Source organism: Nonomuraea spiralis, assembly GCF_014648435.1.
GTDB classification, from domain to species: Bacteria; Actinomycetota; Actinomycetes; order Streptosporangiales; family Streptosporangiaceae; genus Nonomuraea; species Nonomuraea spiralis.
The window spans coordinates 104929-125529 of the sequence record NZ_BMRC01000012.1; the positions used below are offsets into that span (position 1 = coordinate 104929).

The 20601-nt window shown below is 74.0% G+C and carries 20 protein-coding genes; 2 read left to right on the plus strand and 18 right to left on the minus strand.

Annotation, left to right across the window (positions count from 1 at the left end):
* The 8 genes from IEZ27_RS28620 to IEZ27_RS28655 all read right to left on the minus strand — a co-directional run bounded on the left by IEZ27_RS28620 (position 1) and on the right by IEZ27_RS28655 (position 9787).
* Entirely contained in the window at positions 1–1713 is a 1713-nt protein-coding gene (locus tag IEZ27_RS28620; protein ID WP_189650092.1) for an ABC transporter ATP-binding protein, read from the minus strand.
* Positions 1706–2563, minus strand: a complete 858-nt coding sequence (locus IEZ27_RS28625; protein ID WP_229824424.1) for an ABC transporter permease — start codon at positions 2561–2563, stop codon at positions 1706–1708. The genes IEZ27_RS28620 and IEZ27_RS28625 overlap by 8 nt, the downstream gene beginning before the upstream one ends.
* Entirely contained in the window at positions 2560–3507 is a 948-nt protein-coding gene (locus IEZ27_RS28630) for an ABC transporter permease (RefSeq protein ID WP_189650093.1), read from the minus strand. Before IEZ27_RS28630 ends, IEZ27_RS28625 begins: the two co-directional genes overlap by 4 nt.
* Positions 3507–5066 (minus strand): ABC transporter substrate-binding protein, encoded by a 1560-nt coding sequence (locus IEZ27_RS28635; RefSeq protein ID WP_189650094.1) that lies wholly within the window; start codon positions 5064–5066, stop codon positions 3507–3509. The genes IEZ27_RS28630 and IEZ27_RS28635 overlap by 1 nt, the downstream gene beginning before the upstream one ends.
* Positions 5067–5186: 120 nt before the next feature.
* Positions 5187–6743, minus strand: coding sequence for a serine hydrolase domain-containing protein (locus tag IEZ27_RS28640; RefSeq protein ID WP_189650095.1), 1557 nt, complete (start codon positions 6741–6743; stop codon positions 5187–5189).
* Between the two features lie 59 nt (positions 6744–6802).
* On the minus strand, positions 6803–7657 hold the full coding sequence (locus tag IEZ27_RS28645; RefSeq protein ID WP_189650096.1) for a M55 family metallopeptidase: 855 nt from the start codon (positions 7655–7657) through the stop codon (positions 6803–6805).
* Between the two features lie 12 nt (positions 7658–7669).
* Positions 7670–9094, minus strand: coding sequence for an MFS transporter (locus IEZ27_RS28650; protein ID WP_189650097.1), 1425 nt, complete (start codon positions 9092–9094; stop codon positions 7670–7672).
* A 63-nt stretch (positions 9095–9157) separates the two neighbouring features.
* The gene (locus IEZ27_RS28655) at positions 9158–9787 is read right to left on the minus strand and encodes a TetR/AcrR family transcriptional regulator (protein WP_229824425.1); all 630 of its coding nucleotides are present in this window, start codon (positions 9785–9787) and stop codon (positions 9158–9160) included.
* A gap of 68 nt (positions 9788–9855) precedes the next feature.
* On the opposite strand from IEZ27_RS28655, the gene IEZ27_RS28660 reads away from it, so the two are divergent.
* Positions 9856–11169, plus strand: a complete 1314-nt coding sequence (locus IEZ27_RS28660; RefSeq protein WP_189650098.1) for a M14 family zinc carboxypeptidase — start codon at positions 9856–9858, stop codon at positions 11167–11169.
* Position 11170: 1 nt separating this feature from the next.
* Here the strand turns inward: IEZ27_RS28660 and IEZ27_RS28665 are convergent, their stop codons facing one another.
* The 4 genes from IEZ27_RS28665 to IEZ27_RS28680 are packed head-to-tail and all read right to left on the minus strand — an operon-like array spanning position 11171 to position 15349.
* Positions 11171–11863 carry an alpha/beta hydrolase gene (locus tag IEZ27_RS28665; protein ID WP_189650099.1) on the minus strand — a complete coding sequence of 231 codons (693 nt, stop codon included), beginning with the start codon at positions 11861–11863 and terminating at the stop codon, positions 11171–11173.
* Positions 11860–13185 (minus strand): FAD-dependent oxidoreductase, encoded by a 1326-nt coding sequence (locus tag IEZ27_RS28670; RefSeq protein WP_189650100.1) that lies wholly within the window; start codon positions 13183–13185, stop codon positions 11860–11862. The genes IEZ27_RS28665 and IEZ27_RS28670 overlap by 4 nt, the downstream gene beginning before the upstream one ends.
* On the minus strand, positions 13182–14447 hold the full coding sequence (gene kynU / locus IEZ27_RS28675; protein WP_189650101.1) for a kynureninase: 1266 nt from the start codon (positions 14445–14447) through the stop codon (positions 13182–13184). Before kynU ends, IEZ27_RS28670 begins: the two co-directional genes overlap by 4 nt.
* A 14-nt stretch (positions 14448–14461) precedes the next feature.
* Complete coding sequence (locus tag IEZ27_RS28680; RefSeq protein ID WP_229824426.1) at positions 14462–15349, minus strand: tryptophan 2,3-dioxygenase; 888 nt, start codon at positions 15347–15349, stop codon at positions 14462–14464.
* Between the two features lie 108 nt (positions 15350–15457).
* On the opposite strand from IEZ27_RS28680, the gene IEZ27_RS28685 reads away from it, so the two are divergent.
* Positions 15458–15928 (plus strand): Lrp/AsnC family transcriptional regulator, encoded by a 471-nt coding sequence (locus IEZ27_RS28685; RefSeq protein ID WP_229824427.1) that lies wholly within the window; start codon positions 15458–15460, stop codon positions 15926–15928.
* An 11-nt stretch (positions 15929–15939) separates the two neighbouring features.
* Here the strand turns inward: IEZ27_RS28685 and IEZ27_RS28690 are convergent, their stop codons facing one another.
* From IEZ27_RS28690 to IEZ27_RS28715, 6 genes are read right to left on the minus strand one after another with little or no spacing between them, the layout of a single operon-like run.
* Positions 15940–17115 (minus strand): carboxylesterase family protein, encoded by a 1176-nt coding sequence (locus tag IEZ27_RS28690; protein WP_189650103.1) that lies wholly within the window; start codon positions 17113–17115, stop codon positions 15940–15942.
* Complete coding sequence (locus IEZ27_RS28695) at positions 17112–18089, minus strand: amidohydrolase family protein (protein ID WP_189650245.1); 978 nt, start codon at positions 18087–18089, stop codon at positions 17112–17114. The genes IEZ27_RS28690 and IEZ27_RS28695 overlap by 4 nt, the downstream gene beginning before the upstream one ends.
* Positions 18090–18091: 2 nt before the next feature.
* Positions 18092–18634, minus strand: coding sequence for a 3-hydroxyanthranilate 3,4-dioxygenase (locus IEZ27_RS28700; RefSeq protein ID WP_125637763.1), 543 nt, complete (start codon positions 18632–18634; stop codon positions 18092–18094).
* Positions 18631–19059, minus strand: a complete 429-nt coding sequence (locus IEZ27_RS28705; RefSeq protein WP_189650104.1) for a RidA family protein — start codon at positions 19057–19059, stop codon at positions 18631–18633. Before IEZ27_RS28705 ends, IEZ27_RS28700 begins: the two co-directional genes overlap by 4 nt.
* Positions 19056–19802, minus strand: coding sequence for a 2-keto-4-pentenoate hydratase (locus IEZ27_RS28710; protein ID WP_189650105.1), 747 nt, complete (start codon positions 19800–19802; stop codon positions 19056–19058). Before IEZ27_RS28710 ends, IEZ27_RS28705 begins: the two co-directional genes overlap by 4 nt.
* Entirely contained in the window at positions 19799–20596 is a 798-nt protein-coding gene (locus tag IEZ27_RS28715) for a 2-keto-4-pentenoate hydratase (RefSeq protein WP_229824428.1), read from the minus strand. Before IEZ27_RS28715 ends, IEZ27_RS28710 begins: the two co-directional genes overlap by 4 nt.
* Between the last annotated feature and the right edge of the window lie 5 nt (positions 20597–20601).

The window sequence follows — 20601 nt, forward strand, 5'->3', positions numbered from 1 at the left end:
TCATGGGACGGCGGCGACCAGGCGCCTGGTGTAGTCGTGGGCGGGGGCGTCCAGGACCGCCGAGGTGGTCCCCTCCTCCACGATCGTGCCCTTCAGCAGCACCACGGTCCTGGCGGCGACCTGGCGGACGACGGCCAGGTCGTGGGTGATGAACAACATCCCGGTGCCCAGCTCCCTTCCGATGCCGCGCAGCAGTTCCAGCACGTGCGCCTGGACGGACACGTCCAGGGAGGCGACCGGTTCGTCGCAGATCAGCAGCGCGGGCCGGACGGCCAGGGCCCTGGCGATGGCGACGCGCTGGCGTTCGCCGCCGGACAGCGCCTTGGGGCGGCGGGTGGCGTACGCGGCGGGCAGGCCGACCAGTTCCAGCAGCTCGGCCACGCCGGTCCGGTCGTCCGGCTCGGCCCTGGCGATCGCCTCGGCCAGCGTCGCGCCGACGGTCATCGCGGGGTTGAGCGAGGTGGAGGGGTCCTGGAAGACGCACTGGACGAGCCGGTGCACCCGGGCGCGGTCGCGCGGGTCCATGGCGGCGCGGTCGGTGACGTCGAGGCCGCCGAGCCGGATCCGGCCGCCGTCGGGGGTGAGCAGGCCGAGCACCGAACGGGCCAGCGTGGTCTTGCCCGAGCCCGACTCCCCCACCAGGCCGACGGTCTCGCCCGCGCCCACGTGCAGGCTGACGCCGCCGAGCGCGGTGTGGGCGCCGTACCGTTTGCGCAGGCCCTCGACGCGCAGCAGCGGCTCGCCGCCGGCGGGGGCGGCGGGCGGCGCGACGGCGGGCCGCGTCGTGCGGGCGCTCCCGGCGGTGTCGTGGACGCAGGCGGTCAGCCGGTCGCGGCCGATGGCGCGCAGCGGCGGCCTGGCCTCGGTGCAGACGGCGGTGGCCCGGTCGCAGCGGGCGGCGAACGCGCAGACCTCCGCCACCGCGTCCGCCCTCGGCACGCCGCCCGGGATGCCCGCCAGCCGCTCCAGCGTGTGCTCGACCGACGGCAGCGCGCCCAGCAGCCCCGACGTGTACGGGTGCGCCGGCGCCGCGGCCAGCTCGGCGCCGGGGCCCTGCTCGACGACGCGCCCGGCGTACATCACGGCGACCCGGTCGCAGGCGGCGAATGCCACACGCAGGTCGTGGGTGATGAGCAGCACGCCCATGCCCCGCGCCTCCTGCACCCGGCGCAGCAGCGCCAGGATCTCGTGCTGGGTGGTCGCGTCGAGCGCGGTGGTGGGCTCGTCGGCGACGAGCAGGTCGGGGTCGCCGGCCAGCGCGGCGGCCAGGGCGACGCGCTGCCGCATGCCGCCCGACAGCTGGAACGGGTAGCGCCCGGCCACGGCGGGGTCGTCGATGCCGACCTCGGCCAGCCGGCGGGCGATCTCCTGCCGGGGCGTGCGGCCGCGCAGGGTCTCGGCGATGTGCGCGCCGGCCGTGCGCAGCGGGTTGAGCATGGCGAACGGGTCCTGCATGAGCAGCGAGATGCGCCGCCCGCGCACGCCACGCAGCAGCCGTTCGGAGGCGCCGGCGAGCTGCGTGCCGCCGACCTCGACCGAGCCCTCGGCGCGCAGGCCGCGCGGCAGCAGGCCGACGAGGGCGCGGGCGGTCAGCGACTTGCCGCTGCCGGACTCGCCGACCAGGCCGACGGTCTCGCCCGCGGCGACCGTCAGGTCGACGCCGTCCACCAGGACCCGGTCGCCGACGACTCTCAGGCCGCGTGTCTCAAGCATCGGAGAGCCTCTCGAAGAGCTGGTCGCCCAGCAGGGTGGCGGCGGTGGCGGCGACGGTGACCAGCGCGGCGGGGACCACGGCGGCCCACGGGTTGAGGTCGAGCAGGCCGCGGTTCTCCTCGATCATCAGTCCCCAGTCGGGCGTGCCGGCGGGCAGGCCGATGCCCAGGAAGGACAGTCCGGACAGCGCGACCAGGGCGGCGACGAAGCTGAGCAGCGCGCCCGCCACGACCGTCGGGGCGATGTTGGGCAGCAGGTGCCTGAACATGATCCGGGCGCGGCCGAGCCCGAGCGTACGGGCCGCCTCGGCGTAGGCCAGCTCGCGCTGCGCCATGGTGAGGCTGCGTACGACCCGGATGTCGCCGGGGGTGAACAGCACCGCGATCGCCAGCACCGCCCAGCCGATGCCGCCGCCGAGCACGCCCACCAGGACGATCAGCATGAGCAGGCCCGGCATCGCGATGAGCAGGTCGACCACGCGCATCATGACGGCGTCGATCCAGCCGCGCCGGTAACCGGCCAGCAGGCCGAGGGAGGTGCTCATCGCGCACGTGCACAGCGCGACGACGACCGGCCACAGCAGCGCCGAGCGGGCCCCGGCCAGGCAGCGCGACAACACGTCCCGGCCCAGCTCGTCGGTGCCGGCCCAGTGTGCCCAGCCCGGCATCGTGGCGCCGAGCGCGAGGTCCTGCGCGGCCGGGTCGTAGGGCGCGATCCACGTACCGAGCAGGGCGGCGGCCGCCATCAGCGCGAGCACGCCGCCCGACAGCAGCGTCACCGGCCCCGGACGGGCCCGGCGCAGCCGCCGCGCCCGCCCGCCGAGCCGCACGGTCCCCGGTACGACGCTCACGCGGCCACCGCCCCGTGGCGCACCCGCGGGTCGACCGCGAGATAGGCCAGATCGATCAGCAGGTTGACGGCGACCACCACGGCGCCTCCCATCAGGACGAGCGCCTGGACGACGGGCAGGTCCTTCTGCCCGACGGCGCTGACGAGCAGTTCGCCGACGCCGTGCAGCCCGAAGGCCCGTTCGACGAACAGCGCGCCGGTGAGGTTGGCGGCCAGCAGCAGGCCGCCGACCGTGAGGACGGGCAGCGCGGTGTTGCGCAGCGCGTAGCCGATCCAGTAGCGGACGCGGCCGACCCCGCGCGCCCGCGCGAACGTCATGAAGTCCTGCCCGGCCAGGTCGAGCGCGGCGGCCCGCATCTGCCTGATGACGACCGCCACCTGCCCGGTGGCCAGCGCGATCGCCGGCAGCGTCAGGTGCGCGACCCGCTCGGTGAACGTCTCGCCCGCGCCGAAGACGGGGAACCAGCCGAGCGTGACGGCGAAGCCGTACAGCAGCAGGATGCTCATCGCGAACGGCGGGATCGCGAGGGCGACCAGCGCCGACAGCGTGATGCTCCGGTCGAGCGGGCCGCCCCTGCGCATGGCGGCGGTCAGCCCGGCGGGCAGGCCGACGGCCAGGGTGAGGACGATCGCGTAACCGGCCAGGCCGGCGGTGACGGGCAGGCGGTCGGCGATGACGCCGGTGACGGATTCGCGGCTGTAGAGGGAGGCGCCGAAGTCGCCGCGCACGGCGGCCCCGAGCCAGGCGGCGTAGCGGACGGGCACCGGGTCGTCGAGGTGGTACTCCGCGCGGACGGCGGCGCGCGACTCGGCGGTGGAGGGCCGCGGCCCGAGCAGGACCTGCTCAGGGTCGCCGGGGGCCAGCGCCAGCAGCGCGAAGGTGAGCACGGACAGCACGCCGAGCAGGAGCAGCGCGGCGGCCAGGCGGCGGGCGACGAAGGCCATCAGGCACCGGCCGCCGGGCGGATGGTGCTGAAGACGTCGACGGTCCAGGTGCCGAACTCGCCGGTGAACCGCTTGCGCAGCGCCACGGCGGCCTCCTTGGTGTAGAGCGGCACGTACGGCACCTGGTCGGCGACCTCGGCCAGCACCTCGGTGACGGCGGCGGCCCGGTCCGCGCCCTCGTACCGGCCGAGGTCCTCGAGCCGGGCGTCCGTCTCGGGCGAGCCGTAGCCGCTGAAGTTGAAGCCCTGGGGGCCGGCCGAGGCGCGGCTGACCAGGTCGGGCAGCACCTCGCCCGGGTCGGGGGTGCCGTAGAGCAGGTCGACGAGTTGCAGCGGGGTGTCCTGGTGGCTGAACATGCGCTGCCGGTACTGCTCGGTGGGCAGCGGCTGGAGTTCGAGCTTGACGCCGATCGCGGCCAGGTCGGCGGCGATGGCCTGGAGCGCCTTGACGTCGTCGCTGCCGCTGTCGTACGGCGCGGTCAGGGTGAAGCCGCCAGGGTGGGCCGACTTGGCCAGCTCGGCCTTGGCGGCGTTCACGTCGTGGGGGTAGGCGCGCAGTTTCGGGGGGTTGTCGCCGTACAGGGCGAGGATCTGGGGTTTGGGGAGCATCAGGTCGGCGACGCCGCCGTGGCCGTTGGTCATGAGCGTGGCCAGCGCGCCGCGGTCGAGGGCGTGGGCGACGGCGCGGCGCGCGTGCACGTCCTTGAGCGGGCCCTCGCGGACGCCCAGGGACAGGTAGGCGATGTTGTTGGCCGGGTAGAAGGAGGTCGTGACGCCGGGCAGGGTGCTCCACTTGCGCACCTCGCTGGCCGGGATGTCGTTGGTGCCGTCCACCTCGCCGGAGGAGATCGCCAGGCGCAGCGTCTCCGCGTCGCCGATCGCCTTGATCTCGATCCGGCGCAGCTCCGGTTTGGGGCCCCAGTACAGGTCGTTGCGTTCCAGCGTGACGCCGGAGGCGAGGGAGAACTTCGTGACCTTGAACGGGCCGGAGCCGAGCGTGCCGACCTCGGGCGAGCCGAGGTCCTTGGGGTGCGCGGCGGCCAGTTTCCTCGGCACGATCTGCCAGGCCAGCGCGGCGGTGGCCAGGAAGGTGGGGCTGGGTTTGCCGAGGGTGACCTTCACCGTACGCGGGCCGGTGACCTCGACCTTCTTGACCTGCGTGACGTAGCTGGCGGCCTGCGAGGTCACGGCCGGATCCAGGTGCCGGGTCAGGGAGTAGGCGGCGTCCTCGGCGGTGACCGGCGTGCCGTCGCTGAACCTCGGGCCCTCGCGCAGGGTGAAGACGTAGGTCCGCGGGTCGGGGTGGGTCCAGGAGGCGGCGATGCGCGGGACGACCTGGCCGTCCGGGCCGAGCCCCACCATCGTGTCGAGGACGGCGAACTGCACGGTCGTGGATGCGTCGTTGAAGCCGTGGGCGATGTCGAGGCTGCTGGGGGCGGTCCCCATCGCCCAGCGGAGCGTGTCGGGGGCCGCGCCGGAGCCGGCGGCTCCGGCGCAGCCCGTCGCCAGCAGGAGCAGGGCGCCCGTCGCGAGCCTGGCGAGCACGGTTGCGGATGTCATGGAACCACCTCGGAGAATGAGCGGGGGGATAGTCGGACGCTAGAAGCCCGACCTCCCTCGTTCACTGACCCGGCAGCCAAACTCTGCGTGCCCAAGCTCGTCCTGGAGGCCAACACGCTCCTAGACCAGGCCGGGCGGGATGCCCACGGGCGCGGTGCCCCCGGGCTGCGCGGCGAAGCGCAGGCCGAGCAGGCCGCCGCCGCTGAGCAGCAGGTCGCCGTCCGCGTCGAGGCGCAGGGCGAACGGGCCGGCCCGCCACGTCCCGGCGGGCGCGGGCGTGACGGGCGCCTGGAAGGTCAGGCCGACGCGCAGCACGCCCTCCTCCAGCACGGCGAGCACGCCCACCTCGTCGTTGAGCCAGGCGCCCTCGGGGGCGGGGCCCTCGACCGGCGCCTCGCACGGCTCGTACGCGTCCGGCCACCGGATCGAGCCGTCGTGGCCGATCAGCAGCCGTCCGTGTTCCGGCACGAGCCAGACCCGTTCGGCGTCCGCCTGCCCGTGCCAGCGGCCGTCGTCGCCGAGGGCGAGCTCGAAGTCGGCGCCGCCGGTCAGCGAGATCCTGCCGTCGGCGGCGGGCCCGAGCGTGACCGTGGCCTCGCTCGCCGGGTCGTGCCAGTGTCCGAGCAGCGCGGCCCGTGCCGCCTCGGCCGTGGCCGGGCGGGCGGGGGCGGGCCGGGGGGCCGGATCCTGGCCGGTGAGGGCGCGGGCCAGGCGGATGCTGAGGCCGACCGGGTCCAGGCCGCTGTGGTTGGTCAGCACGGCCACGCCGACGCCGGGTTCCGGCAGGTGGAGCAGGTTGCCGACGTAGCCGTGCATGCCGCCGGCGTGGCCGTACGCGCTGAGGTCGCCGACGGACAGGTGGCAGATGCCGCGCGCGTACCGCAGGACGGTGCCGTCGGCGAGCACGGTCCGCTCCAGCAGCGCGGCGCGTACGTCGTCGCCCAGCACCCGGCCGTCGGCCAGGAAACCGAGCCAGGGGGCGAGGTCGGCGACGCCGGTCACCACGCCGCCGTCGCCGACCGCGCTCTCCAGCGTGTCGGCCCGCGCGCCGGCGCCGTTGTAGCCGTAGGCCATCTGCGGCAGCGGGACGGAGGCGTCGTCGCGGAAGACGGTGTCGTCCATGCCGAGCGGGCCGAACAGCCGGTCGCGGGCGAAGTCGGCCAGCGACCGGCCGGTGAGGCGCCTGACCACGACGGCGGCCAGGATGTAGCCGGTGTTGGAGTAGGAGAAGCGGGTGCCGGGTTCGAACATGGTCCGGCGCACGCCCGTCACGATCCTCATCAGCCGTTCCTCGTCCAGCAGGTGGAACGGGACGCCGGTGACGGCCTGGAGGCCGTACCACTCGGGCAGGCCGCCGGTGTGCCGCAGGCACTGGTCGATCGTGACGGGCACGCCGAGCCGCAGCTCGGGGACGTGCGCGCGGACGTCGTCCGACAGGCTCAGCCTGCCGTCGCGCTCCAGCAGCAGCAGGCACGCGGCGGTGAACTGCTTGCTGATGGAGGCGATGTCGAAGCGGGTACGGGAGTCGATCGGGACGCCGAACTCGACGGTGGCCACGCCCCTGGCCGCGGTGTGCAGCACCTTGCCGTCCGCGTAGACGCCGACCGCCAGGCCCGGACCTCCGGGGTGGAGGCCGGGGAGGGTGGCGAGGGCGCGGTCTACCTGCTCAAGATCCATCGTTCCAGTATCTGGATGTCCGGGTTGTTTAGGCTTGTCCGGTGCGGCAAACCTGAGGGCTAGCGGGTTGGTCTGCCGTACAGGGCCATTCTGGTGATCATCGCGTCGGCGGCCAGGTGATAGCAGGTCGTCACGCATCCGAGCACCTCCCTGGGGGTGGCGAAGGTGGCCGCGAGCGTCTTGTCGGCGATCCGGCGTACGCCCGGGACCAGCTCGCCCAGCTCGGCGGCGGGCGTGGTGGGCATGTCGATCTCCAGCTCCAGCACGTCCGGCAGGTCCAGCGGCCGCAGCTCCCCGGCCGAGCGCACGGTCTCCGCCGCGGCCTCCCCGATCAGCCGCCGCGCCTCGGCCGGCGAGAGGCTGTCGGCCGAGGTGTGCCCGTGGGCGATCTTGACCGCGACCGTGCGCACCCCGGGGAACGCCTTCCCGGCGACGCCGCAGATCACGTCGTCGCCGGTCAGCAGCCCGACCGGGACGCCGACGGCGGCCGCCTGAAGGGCGTTGACCTCGGCCTCGGAGACGATCGCGCCGTTGAGCCGCACCTCGTAGAAGTGCGAGGAGTAGGTGTGGGCGAGCACGCCCGGCGACCCGGCGGCGGCGTGGTAGCCGAGGAACAGGGCCACGTCGTGCTCGGCCGAGATGCCCTCGGCCATGCAGTCGAGCTTGGGAGTGCCGAAGATCAGCCGGGCGCGCGGGTCGAGCTCGTCGTGGAGCAGGTTGTCCATGGTCCCGTGGCTGTCGTTGACCAGGACGCGGTCGGCCCCGGCCGCGAACGCGCCCTCGATGGCGGCGTTGGCCTCGGCGGTCATCAGGCGCTGCGACCGCGGATAGCCGTGGCCGCCGCGGACGACCTGGTCCATGGTGGCGATGCCCGCCACGCCTTCCATGTCGATGGAGATGTAGACGTTCGTCATCGTCACAGGCTTTCACCCGGCCGTACGGGCGCGCTTCGTCGCCGGGGCAGAAAGCTCGGGCCCGGCTTGCGCCTTCCGTACAGCGGCGGGGATCACGAAGGCGGCGCCGACGGCCAGCAGGCCGAGTGCCGCCGACAGCAGGTACGTCTCGACGAAGCTCTGCTCGGTGGGCACCCCCTCCACCGCGCCGGAGGCCAGCACCATGGCGCCGAACTGCGCCCCGAACGTGCCGCCGACGCTCTTGGCGACGAAGACCACGCCGCTGACCCCGGCCGCGCGGTCGCCGGGCACATCGGAGGCCACGGCGTTGAGCCCGGCGGTGAGGCCGACGGAGGCGCCCAGCCCGATGACCGTCACCGCGGCCACGACCTGCCACGGGGAGGCGTGCCACAGGGCCAGCCCGCCGGTCCCGGCGCAGACGAGCGCGCTGCCGAGCACCAGCACCGCGCGCCGTCCCAGCAGCCTGGTCATCGGCCCGACCAGCGGCGCGACCACCGTGCCCGCGACGCCCATGGGGAACATGTAGATCCCGATCCACAGGGTGTCGGCGCCCAGGCCGTACCCGGTCCCGGCGGGGGCGGCCAGCATCATCGGCAGGGCGACGACCAGTCCGAAGGAGGCGAAGCCGAACAGGACCCCCATGGCCGTCACACCGGCCGGGGTGCGTCCGGCCAGCAGCCGCAGATCCACGAGCGGGTCGGCGACGCGCAGCTCGACGACCGCCCACGGGCCCAGCGTCAGCGCGGCGGCGGCGAACAGGGCGAGGGTGGCCGGAGCCGTCCAGCCCCAGGTGGAGGCGACGGTCAGGCCCAGCATGAGCAGGGCGAGGCCGCCGCCGAGCAGCAGTCCGCCCGCCCAGTCGACGCGACCGCCCGCCGCGCGCGGGGTGGCCGGTACCGTGAACCAGGCCAGGAGGCCGGCCGCCGCCACACCGGCCACGGCCAGGAGGAACAGCCACCGGTAGCCGAGGGCCGAGCTGATCGGCCCGGCCAGGACGAGGCCGAGCGCGCTGGCCAGCGCGGCGACGCCGATGACCAGGCCGTTGCCGGTGGCGGCGCGCTCGGGGGTGAGAGTGTCGCGGAACAGCCCCACGGTCAGGGGCAGCACGCCCAGCCAGACGCCCTCGACCGCCATGCCCGCGATCAGCACGGTGATGTTCGGCGCCAGGGCGGCCAGCAGCACCCCGGCGCCGCTGATCGCCATCAGCGCGAGCAGCACACGGCGCTTGTCATACATGTCGGCCAGGCGGCCGACGATCGGGGTGCTGATCGCCGAGCTGATCAGCGAGCCGGTGAAGATCCAGGCGAGCGCGCCGGGCGAGGCGCCCAGGTCCCGCTGGACGAGCGGGAGCGCGGGCGAGAGCGTCATCTCCATCGTCTGGAGCACGCCGATGAACAACACCGGCGCGCCGATGACGCCGAATCCGGATCTGGACATGGTTCTGCCTTTCGGGGTGGGGTTGCGTACGGCCGTGCGGTCCCCCCGAACCCCGGCCGTGTTCTAGGCCGGGCCGAGCACCTTCGGCGTGATCAGCGCCCGGGCGGCCTCGACGAAGAACTCCTCGTCGGCCTCGCCGGCCTCGTGGGCGCCGAGCACGACGCCCTGGCCGAGCCCGGACAGCAGGGCCTTCAGCGCGCGGGCCAGGCGACGTGCCTGCTCGCCCGTGACGGCGGCCCCGGCGTGCTCGCGGCCCGTGAACAGCGCGGCGAGGTCGCCCTCGGTCGACCTGATCGAGGTGTTGAGCCTGCCGCGCAGGTCGGGGTCGTTGAGCACGAGGTCGAGCACGCGCGTCTCGAACAACATCTTGCCCGCGGCCTGCGGGTCGGCCGACATGCGCAGGAAACGGCGGGCGATCTCGGCCACGACCTCCTCCAGCGGCCCGCCGGCCCCGGCCGCCCCGGCCGCCCCGGCCGCGCGCAGGTCGAGCGGGCCGACGTAGTCGTCGACCATGGCGGCCATCAGCTCGTTCTTGCCGCCGAACAGCGAGTAGACCGCGCCCGTGGTCAGGCCGGCCAGCTCGGCGATGTCCTCCAGCTTCGCCTTCGAGCCGTCCCTGCCGACGATCTCGCGGGCGGCCTCGATCAGCGCGCGCTTGTTGGCGGCCTTGCTCTCCGCTCTGGTCAGCCGCATGGCGTCTCCTGCATGCCGTAAAGATAATCTGGTTTACTAGAATAATCCAGATTATCAGGAGGCTCGAAATGGACGTCGCCCCCTACATGAGCCGCGTGCCCGAGTTCGCCGCGTTCCCGACGGTGGACCAGATGCACGCCGAGCTCGACGACCTCGCCGCCGCCCACCCCGACCTCGTGCGCCTGCGCCGCATCGGCACCTCCCGCCTGGGCGAGCCGCTGCGCGTGGCGACCATCGGCGCGGGCCCCCACGACGCCGTGATCATCGGCGGCCCCCATCCCAACGAGCCCATCGGCGCGCTCACCGTCAGCGCGCTGCTGCGGCAGCTCGTCGAGGACGCCGAGCTGCGCGAGGGCTTCGGCTACCGCTGGCACCTCGTCCCGTGCGTGGACCCCGACGGCGCCCGGCTCAACGAGGGCTGGTACGCCCGCCCGAGCGACCGCCGCGCCTACGCCGAGCACTTCTACCGCCCCGCCGAGGCCGACCAGGTCGAATGGACCTTCCCGCTGACCGGCGAGGACCACTTCTTCGACCGCACCCTGCCGGAGACCGAGGCGCTGATGCGGCTGATGGACGAGGTCAGGCCCACCTTCGTCTACTCCCTGCACAACGGCGAGCTCCAGGGCGCCTTCTACTACCTCAGCCGGAACGACCCCGCCCTCGCCGCCCGTCTGACCGCCATCGCCGCCGCCGAGGGCCTGCCCCTGCACATGGGCCCGCCGGAGGTGCCGGGCGCCGTCCAGATCGGCCCGGCCGCCTACATGACCCCGCGGGGCGCCGAGCTCGCCGCGACGTACGGCGTCGGCGGCGGCAGCGTCGACTACGCCGACCGCTTCGGCGCCCTGCACCTGGTGACCGAGCTGCCCTACTGGGCCGACCCCCGCGTAGCCGACCGGACGCCGACCGACCGGCAGTACGGCGAGTCGATCCGCGACTCCCTGACCGGGCAGCGCGCCCTGATCGCCGAGCTGGCCGCCTCCCTCGCCCGCGTCAAGGGCGACCTGACCGTGCGCTCCCCCTTCCGCCGGGCGCTGGAGGACTTCGTGGGCACCCATGACGAGTTCATCTGCGAGTGGGAGGGCCTTCCCGGCACCGACCGCCCGGCCACGGTGGCCGAGGTGGTCGGCGGCCGGCAGCTCGTGCACCTCATGCGGCTCAGATACTGCGGCACCTACCTGCGGATGCTGGACGCCGAGCTGGCCGCGGGCAACCTGACGCCCGCCGTCCGGACCGAGCGGGCCCGGCTCGGCGCGCGCTTCGACGAGTGGTTCGAGGAGGCCGAGGCCGAAGCCGAGAGCACACCCATCCCGCTCCGCTCGCTGGTCGCCGTGCAGCTCGGCGCGGCGCTGCTCGCGGCCGAGGCCGCCGGGACGGGCTCGTAGGTCAGCCGGGCAGGAGGGCGGCCAGTTCGCGCAGCACCGGCAGCCAGGCCGAGCTCTCCGGGTCGATGAGCCCGTAGTGGTCGGCCTCCGGGACGCGTACCAGCGAGACCGCCGGGTGCGCGGCCACGTACGACTCCGACACGCCGAGGGGCACACGCCCGTCGGCGGTGCCGTGCACGATCACCACCGGGCCCCGCGGATCGGGCCGCCGTACCGGGTCGAGGCCGGGCCATCCCTCGGCAGGCCCGCCGAGGAAGTCGGTCACCGCGCCGTCGTCGAGCCCCAGCCGCGCCGCGAGCCGCAGGTCGGCGACCGGGGCCAGGGCGAGGACGGCGGCCCCGGGGACGGGGGCGCACAGCGCGAGATGACCGCCGGCCGAGTGGCCGACGACCACCGACGGCCCGACCACGCCGAGGGCGGCCCGGACGTCCTCGACCGCCGCCGCCGGGTCGCCGGGCCTGCGGCGGTACTCGACCGCGGCCACGCTCCAGCCCGACCGGTTCAGCGCGTTGGCCATCGGGCGAAGGTGCGTCCGGTCGTACTCGGGGCGCCAGAAGCCGCCGTGGACCAGCGCCACCACGGGCCCGTCGGCCGGCCAGAGGTCGATCACCTGGTCGACGTCCGCGCCGTAGCGCAGGGTGCGGACGGGCCCCGGCGCCGGACGGGTCAGCACGCTGCGGTTCTCCACGGTCACCGCCCCCGCGATCGGCGGGAGGAGAGCGCGGCGATCGCGGCCGCGCCCGCCGCGAGCAGCGTGGCACCGGCCGCGGCGAGTGCCAGGTGCTGCCGGCGCACCCGCCGCCTGACCTCCACGTACGGCACCGTCGAGAACGACACCAGCTCGTACCGCGACACGTAGCGGCCGGGCAGCGCCCGTTCGAGCCGGTGCTCGACGCTCTTGACCAGCCGGTGGACCGGGGAGGCGACCTTGTCGCGCATCTCGACGAAGTTGGCCAGCGCCATCTCGGCGATCGCGTCGGTGTTGTCCTTGCGCCGCCGCTCGAACAGCGGCAGGGCGCGGGCCCAGTCGCCGCCGCACTCCTCCAGGCACCGGTCCAGCACGGTCACGTCCTCGAAGCCGCAGTTGGCGCCCTGGCCGTAGAAGGGCACGATGGCGTGCGCCGCGTCGCCGATCAGGCCGACCCTGCCGTCCGTCTGCCACGGCGAGCACCGGACGGTGCCGAGCCGGCCGACCGGGTTGTCCTGGTACTCCCGTACCAGACCGGGCGCGAGGGGGGGCACGTCCGGGTAGTGGGTGCGGAAGTGGCGTTCGATCGCCGCCGGGGTGCTCAGCGAGGCGAAGCTCGACGTGCCGCCGGTCGGCCAGAACATCGTGCAGGTGAAGGAGCGGTCGGGGTTGGGCAGCGCGATCATCATGGAGGTGCCGCGCGGCCAGATGTGCAGGGCGTGCGGGTCCAGCGCGAACTCGCCGTCCACGGCCGGGATCGTCAGCTCCTTGTAGCCGTGGTCCAGGAAGTCCAGGCTCTCCTCGATGCCCCGGTGCGCCAGCAGCTCCCCACGTACGGCGGAGCCGGCGCCGTCGGCCCCGAGCACCACGTCGGCGCGGGCCCGGACCGGGCCGTCCGGGGTCTCGAACGCCATCGCCCCGGTCGCCGGGTCGAGACCGGTCAGCCGGTGGCCGAACAGGATCTTGACGCCGGGCGCGGACTCGGCGGCGTCCAGCAGCGTGTCGTTGAGCGCGCCCCGGCTGATCGAGTTGATCGAACGCACCCCGTCATGGCTGTACGGCTGGAAGTCGAGCGGCCCGTCCACCGGATGGATCATCCGGCCGCGCATGGGCAGCGCGTCGGCCATGATCTTCTCCTCCAGGCCGATCCGGCGCAGCGCGTCCAGGCCGCGTTCGGAGATGGCCAGGTTGATCGACCGGCCGCGCTCGGCGAGCCCGGCGCGCGGGTCGGGCCGCCGCTCGTACACGGTGACGTCGAGGCCGTGCCGGGCCAGGTAGCAGGCGAGCAGGCAGCCGGTGAGGCCGGCGCCGACCACAGTGACGTTCATCGCTCCTCCGCGACGCACTCGGCCAGCGCGACGGCCGCGCGCCAGCAGTCGTGGTAGGTCGAGTACAGGGGTGTCGGGGCGAGGCGGACGACGTCCGGCTCGCGGGCGTCGGCGACGACCCCGTGCTCGTGGCGCAGCCGCCGGGTCAGCTCCGCCGCGCCGCCGCGGCCGACGCGCAGGGAGAGCTGGCAGCCCCGGCGTTCGGGGTCGCGCGGCGTGATCACGGTGAGCGGCCTGGTGGGGGTGATCCGGTCGAGCAGGCTCTCCAGGTAGCCGGTGAGCCGTACGCTGCGGGCCCGCAGGGTGGTCATCCCGATCTCGTCGAAGACGCCGAGGGAGGTGCGCACCGGGCCCATCGCGTAGATCGGCGGGTTGGAGATCTGCCAGGCGTCGGCGGTGGCCGGCGGCCGGGAGACCGGCGCCATCTCGAACCGGGTCGCCTGCTCGGTGCTCCACCAGCCCTCCAGGCGCGGCAGCGCCGGGTCGCCCAGGTGCCGCTGGTGGACGAACACGCCGCCGAGGGCGCCGGGCCCGGCGTTGAGGTACTTGTAGGAGCACCAGGCGGCGAAGTCCGGCCCCCATTCGTGCAGCTTGAGCGGCACGTTCCCGGCGGCGTGCGCCAGGTCCCAGCCGACGGCCGCGCCGCTCGCCCGTCCGGCCGCCGTGACGGCGGGGATGTCCAGGAGCTCGCCGGTCAGGTAGTTGACGCCGCCCAGCAGGACCAGCGCGACCGTGTCGCCCTCGCGGGCCAGGAAGTCGAGCACCTCCCGGCCGCCGGCCAGCCGGACCACGGTCTCGTCCGGGTCGAGGCCGTGCAGGCGGGCCTGGCTGCGCACGGCGTAGCTGTCGGAGGGGAACGCGGTGTCCTCGATGAGGATCCGGGTGCGCGCGCCGCGCGGCCGGTAGAACGACACCATCAGCAGGTGCAGGTTGACGGTCAGCGAGTTCATCACCACGGTCTCCTCGGGCAGCGCCCCGACCAGCCGGGCGGCCGGTCCGGTGAGCCGCTCGTGGTAGGGCAGCCAGGGACGCGCGCCCTCCAGATGTCCTTCCACGCCGAGCCGTTCCCATGCCTCCAGATCCTCGGCCAGCTCCGCCCGTGTCGCCCGGGGCTGGAGGCCGAGGGAGTTGCCGGCGAAGTAGGCACTCTCGGGGTGGCCGCCGCCCGCGGCGGGCGGGATCAGGAAGAGCTCGCGGTGGCCGGGGTCGTCGCGGTCGCGCCGGAGGGCCTCCTCCTCGGCGGGCTTCCAGGACTCGGACATGGGTGCCTCCCCTTTCACATGTGGGTCCTGGCGGACCACAGCTCGGGGAAGACCACCCGAGCCATGCTGCGTTCCAGCCAGGCCAGGCCGTTGGAGCCGCCGCTGCCGGGCTTGGCGCCCATGGCCCGGCGGACCGCCGTGACGTGCTGGTGACGCCAGTCGCCGAACTGCTCGGCCACGTCGGTCAGCACCTCGCCGAGCAGCCGCGTCCCGTTGCCGGGACCCGTGTCCCGGTACACCTCCACCCAGGCGCGTTCCACGGCCGGATGCGGCTCGTGCTCGGCGGCGAAGTCGCGGTCCAGCAGCTCGCGCGGCAGGTCGTGGCCGTGCCGGGCGAGCAGGGCGACGGCGTCGTCCCAGAGGCTCGGCGCCTCCAGGGTCCGCAGCAGGTCGTCGTGGGTCCGGACCTGGCGCTTGAAGGGGCGCAGCAGGGCCGGGTTCTTCAGCCCCAGCAGGAACTCCACGTGCCGGTACATCGCCGACTGCAGGCCGCTGGCCTCGCCGAGCTCGTCCCGGAAGCGGTTGAAGTCCGCGGGGGTCATCCAGCGCAGCCCGCGCCAGCTCGCGTTCAGGCCCTCCAGGTGCAGCGCCGTGCGGCGCAGCGGGTCCAGCGCGCCCCACACGTCGTCGGCCCGCAGGCGTTCCTGCGCGTTGCGCAGTTCGAACGCGATGAGCTTGAAGTACAGCTCCATCACCTGGGTGATCATCAGGAACGACATCTCGCCCGCGTCGTCGCTCAGCGGGTGCTGCAACCCGTGCAGCACGTCGGTGCGTACGTAGGCGTCGTAGGGCGTGCGGGTCCCGAACTCCAGGGTCGGGGCCCCGCCGGTGGTCCTGGCTCTTTCGGCGCGTTCCTCCGCCGTGGTCGGCCGCAGTGCGGATGACTGTCGCGTAGCGTCCACGCGCTTTGCCCCTCTCGTAGCCGGCCATCCCATGATGGCGTCGGGAGGATGGAGAAGGAATGCCATTTGGAAGGCTATATCGCCATATAGCCGTATATTTGGGGCTATATGGTGAAATGTGCTTTACGAACGGAAGGTGCGATCGTGGACGAGACGGACTGGGAGCTGCTACGTGAACTCCAGGACAACGCCCGGCTCTCGCTCAAGGAGCTCTCGCGCCGGATCCACCTGTCCGCGCCCGCCGTGGCCGACCGCGTACGCAAGATGGAGGAGTCGGGCGTGATCACCGGCTACCACGCGACGGTCGACCCGGTCCAGGCCGGCTGGCCGGTCTCGGCGTTCATCCGCATGTCCTGCTACGGCTCGCGCTGCGTGCTGCGCGATCCCGAGCTGGCGGCCTGGCCGGAGGTCCGCGAGATCCACCGGGTGACCGGCGACGTCTGCAGCATCCTGCGGATCGTGGCCGTCTCCATGGTGGCCTTCGAGGACCTGATCGACCGCCTGGCGGTGTACGGCCCGCCGTCCAGCACGATGATCCTGTCCACCCCGCTGCCCGGCCACCCGCTGACCGCCCCCTGAGACCACCCGGCTCACCCCTCCGTCACGAAGCGGGCGAACCCGGTGCTCATGGAACGGGCCAACGCCTCGACCTGCGGGCCCGTACCGGTCAGGGGTGTGCCGTGGGTGCCGAGGTAGAGGGGGACGTCCACCAGGTGGCAGGCGCCCAGCTCGATGCCGCCGTGGCTCATCGGGGAGCGATGTCCGCAGACCCGGTGCTCGGCGGGGCCGTGGTGGGCGTCGGCGAGCTCCCGCGCCGGACCGGTGAAGAGCGTGCCGGTGTCCAGGCCGTCCTGGCCGATCGCGGTGAACAGGCGGGTCTCCTCGGCCGTCGTCGTCAGCAGCAGCGGGACCGGCGCGGCGGCGCCAGAGCGGATCGCCTCCAACGGATGGACGGCCAGCAGGTCGCCGTCCACGACGGGCGCCGCGGGCAACAGGCCGCCGGCCGGGGCGCACGCGCGTACGGCGGCCTCCTCGGCGGCCAGCAGGTCCGCGAGCGGCACCTCGAACGGGTCCGCGCCGAGCGCCGAACGCGCCGCCGCGGTCCAGGCCGTGGCCTCGGCGGGCGTGCGGAACCCGTACGGGACGGGGCTCATCGCCGCCGCCCTGGCGAACAGGCCGGGGGCGCACGTCATCAGGGCCAGCACGCAGGTGCCGCCCGCCGAGTGACCGGCCAGGGTGACGTTCCGCGGGTCGCCGCCGAAGGCCGCGGCGGTGTCGCGTACCCATTCCAGGGCGGCGATCTGGTCGCGCAGGGCCAGGTTGGCCGGGACGCCGTCGCCGTGCCAGAAGCCGGGCAGGCCGAGCCGGTAGTTGACGGTGATCACGACCAGGCCGTGGTCGCGGGCGAGCGCGGTGCCGTCGTACATCGCCTGGGCGCCGGAGCCGAAGACGAACGCGCCGCCGTGCAGGAAGACCAGCACCGGGCGGCGGCCCTCGCAGGAGGGCGTCCAGACGTTGAGGAACAGGCAGTCCTCGGCCGACGCGGCCGGGTCGATCTCCAGGCCCGGCACCCAGGCCATGCGGCCGGGCCGCTGCGGGGCGGGCGGGCCGGGCGTGAGCGCGTCGGCGACGCCGCGCCAGGGGCGCGCGGGCTCCGGCGCGGCGAGGCGGCGGGCGGGCGCGGCGTACCGCACCCCCTTGAACGTGCTCACCCCGCCGGCGCGCACGCCGCGCAGCACCCCGAGCGGCGTGTGCGCGAGCGTCATCCCGCGAGCCTCAGGAACGCGGCGGCGTTGCCGCCGAGGACGGCGGCGCGGCCCTCGTCGTCCAGCTCCGGGCAGGCGCGTACGACCGCGCCCGGGTCCTGCTCCCCCAGCGGGAACGGGAAGTCGGTGCCGAGCATGACCCGCTCGGCCCCCATCACCTCGACCAGCAGCCGCAGGGCGCGCGGGTCGAACACGGCCGAGTCCACGAAGAAGCGGTCGGTGTAGGCCGACGGCGGCCTCGGCGAGTGCTCGCGGACGATGTCGCGCTGGTGCCAGGCGTTGTCGGCCCGGCCGAGCAGGTAGGCGAAGCTGCCGCCGCCGTGGCAGAAGCACAACCGCAGCGAGCTCGGCAGCCGCTCGAACGCCCCCGACAACATCAGCGACAGGATGCCGAGATGGGTCTCGGCCGCCATGCCGACCAGCCACGGCATCATGTGGCCGCGCATGCGGTCGGCGCCGAGCATGTCCCAGGGGTGGACGAGCACCGGCATGTCCTGCTCGGCGCAGTGCGCGAGGAAGGCGACGATGTCGGGGTCGTCCAGGTTGCGAAGGCCGACGTGGTTGCCGATGTGCACACCGCGGTGCCCGGCCGCCTTGGCCTCGGTGACCGTCCTGGCCGCCAGGGCGGCGTCCTGGAGCGGCACCTGGCACAACGGCAGCAGCCGTTCGGGGGCCTGCGCGCAGTGGGCGAGCACGCGGTCGTTGACCAGGTCGCACCACTCGGCCGCGCGGGCCGGGTCGGCCGCGTAGCCGAACAGCAGCGGGGTCGAGGAGACGGCCTGCACGTCCACGCCGGTACGGTCCATCGCGGCCACGCGGGCCCCGGCGTCCCACAACTCCGGCGTGACCGGGCGGTAGTCGTCCTCGCCGCTCATCATCATGCCGTCGCGCAACCACGGCTCACCGGCGCCGGTGAGGATGCGCGCCTCCTCGCGGGTGATCCGCGGGAAGACGTGCGCGTGCACGTCGATCATGGTCACCGGACCACCGGCCGCAGATGCTCCGGCCAGTCCTTGCCGGGGTGCTCGGCGCCGCAGTGGGGGCAGGTGCGGTCGCCCTCGTGGAAGGCGCGGAAGACCGGCGGCAGGTCGTCGACGATCGACTGGAGCTGCATCTCGGCGCGGTGGACCAGGTGGTGGCAGTTGACGCAGTACCACTCGAAGGCGTCCAGGGCGCCCTGCGGCCGGGCGAACTCCACGACCAGCCCGATCGAGCCGGGCACCGGCCGCTGCGGCGAGTGCCGTACGTGCGGCGGCAGCAGGAAGACGTCGCCCTCGCCGATCTGCACGTCCACGGGAGGCTTGCCCTCCTCCTCCATGACCCGCAGCACCATTCCGCCCCTGAGCTGGTAGAAGAACTCCTCGATCGGGTCGTCGTGGAAGTCGGTGCGCTGGTTGGGGCCGCCCACGATCGTCACCATGAGGTCGGCGTCCTTCCAGATCTGCGCGTTGCCGACCGGCGGCTTGAGCAGGTCCTGGTGCTCGTCGATCCACTTGTTCAGGTTGAAGGGGGGGATCATGCCGGGCTCCTTTGCGGGATGAGGGCGATGCAGGAGATCTCGATCAGCAGGTGCGGGTGCGGGAGCTGGTGGACGGCGACGGTGGTGCGGGCGGGGCCGCTCTCGTCGAAGTACGTGCCGTAGACCTCGTTGTAGCCGCCGAAGTCGTTCATGTTGACCAGGTACGTGGTCACGTTCACCACGTCCGCCAGGCCGCCTCCGGCGGCGGCCAGCAGGTCGGCGATGTTCTCGATCACCGCCCTGGTCTGCTCGCGGATGTCGAGGCTGGTGGTGCCCAGCTCGTCGGCGCTCGCCCCGGCGAAGGAGCCGTCGGGGCGGCGCGAGCTGGTGCCGGACACGAACACGAAGTCGCCGGCCCGCTTGACGTGCGGGAACCTGCCGCGGGGCCGGGCCTTGCCCTCGACCAGCAGCGCGTCGTCGCTCATCGGGTGGTCACCTCCACGTGTCCGAGCCCGGCGGCGGCGACGCGCACGTGCGCCCCGGCGGGCAGTGGCACGGCCGCCGTGGCCGCTCCGGCCAGGACGATCCAGCCGGCCTCCATCTCGATGCCGGCGGCCCTGGTCAGCCGGGCGGCGGCGGTCAGCGCGCGCAGCGGGTGGCCGAGGATGGCCGCCGACGAGCCGCCGGCGACCTGGCGGCCGTCGATCTCCATGACCAGGCCGACGTTGCCGAGGTCGCCCGCGTCCTGCGGACGGCGCCAGGGGCCGAGGCCGAACCCGCTGGCCGAGGCGTTGTCGGCGATGACGTCGGGCAGGGTGAAGCTGAAGCCCTCGTAGCGGGAGTCGAGCACCTCGTAGCCGACCGCGACGCCGCCGACGGCCGTGGCCACGTCGGCGGGCGTGCGCACCGGGCGGTCCAGCAGGAACGCGATCTCCGGCTCGATCCGCGGATGGATCAGCCCGCTCGTGTCGAGCCGGGACTCGACCAGCATGGCGTCGGTGAGCAGGCCCCAGATGACGTCGTCCACGCCCATCTGGATCATCTTCGCGCGGCTGGTGAAGCCCATCTTGACGCCGATGATCCGTTCGCCGCGGGCCAGCCGCCGCTCGATCAGGGCACGCTGCACCTCGTACGCGGCGGGCACGTCGAGGTCGGCGGCGTCGGTCAGGCGGGGGATGGCGCGGCCGGTCAGGGTGGCCTCGTCCAGGCGTTCGGCGAGCGCGTTCACCGGTCCTCCTCGGGGGTGTCCTGGGCGAAGGCGGCGCGGACGTCGCCGAGCCCGTCGATCCGGGCCTCCAGCACGTCGCCCGGCCGTACCGGTACGACGGGGCCGAGCGCGCCGGTCAGCACGGTGTCGCCCGCCCGGAGCGGGCGGCCGAGCGCGGCCAGCGTGTCGGCCAGCCAGACCGCGGCGTGCAGCGGGTGGCCCAGGCAGGCCGCGCCGACGCCGGTCGAGACCTGCTCGCCGCGGCGTTCGATGACCATCCCGGCCAGCCGCAGGTCCAGGTCGCGCAGGGAGACCGGGCGGTTGCCGAGCACGTACAGGCCGGCCGAGGCGTTGTCGGCGACGGTGTCGGCCAGCGTGATGTCCCAGTCGCGGATGCGGCTGCCGACCACCTCGATCGCGGGCAGCGCGAACGCCGTCGCGGCGATCACGTCGGCGACCGTGTGCCGCTCGTGCGGCAGATCGCGGTCGAGCACGAGCGCGACCTCGGCCTCGGCGCGCGGCTGGAGCACCGCGCCGGCCGGGATCTCCGCGCCGTCGGGCACGGCCATGTCGGCGAACAGCACGCCGAAGTCCGGGGAGCCGACGCCGAGCTGCCGCTGCACGGCCTCGCTGGTCAGCCCGATCTTGCGGCCGGTGATCCGCCTGCCCTCGCCGAGCCAGCGCTCGGTGAGCAGGTTCTGCACCGCGTAGGCCGCCTCCAGGCCGTCGACCAGGTCGCGGACCGGCTCGCACGGGCGGCCGGACGCGTACGCCTCCAGCAGCCGCGCGGCGGCGGCGCGATGGTTGTCTGTCACTTCGG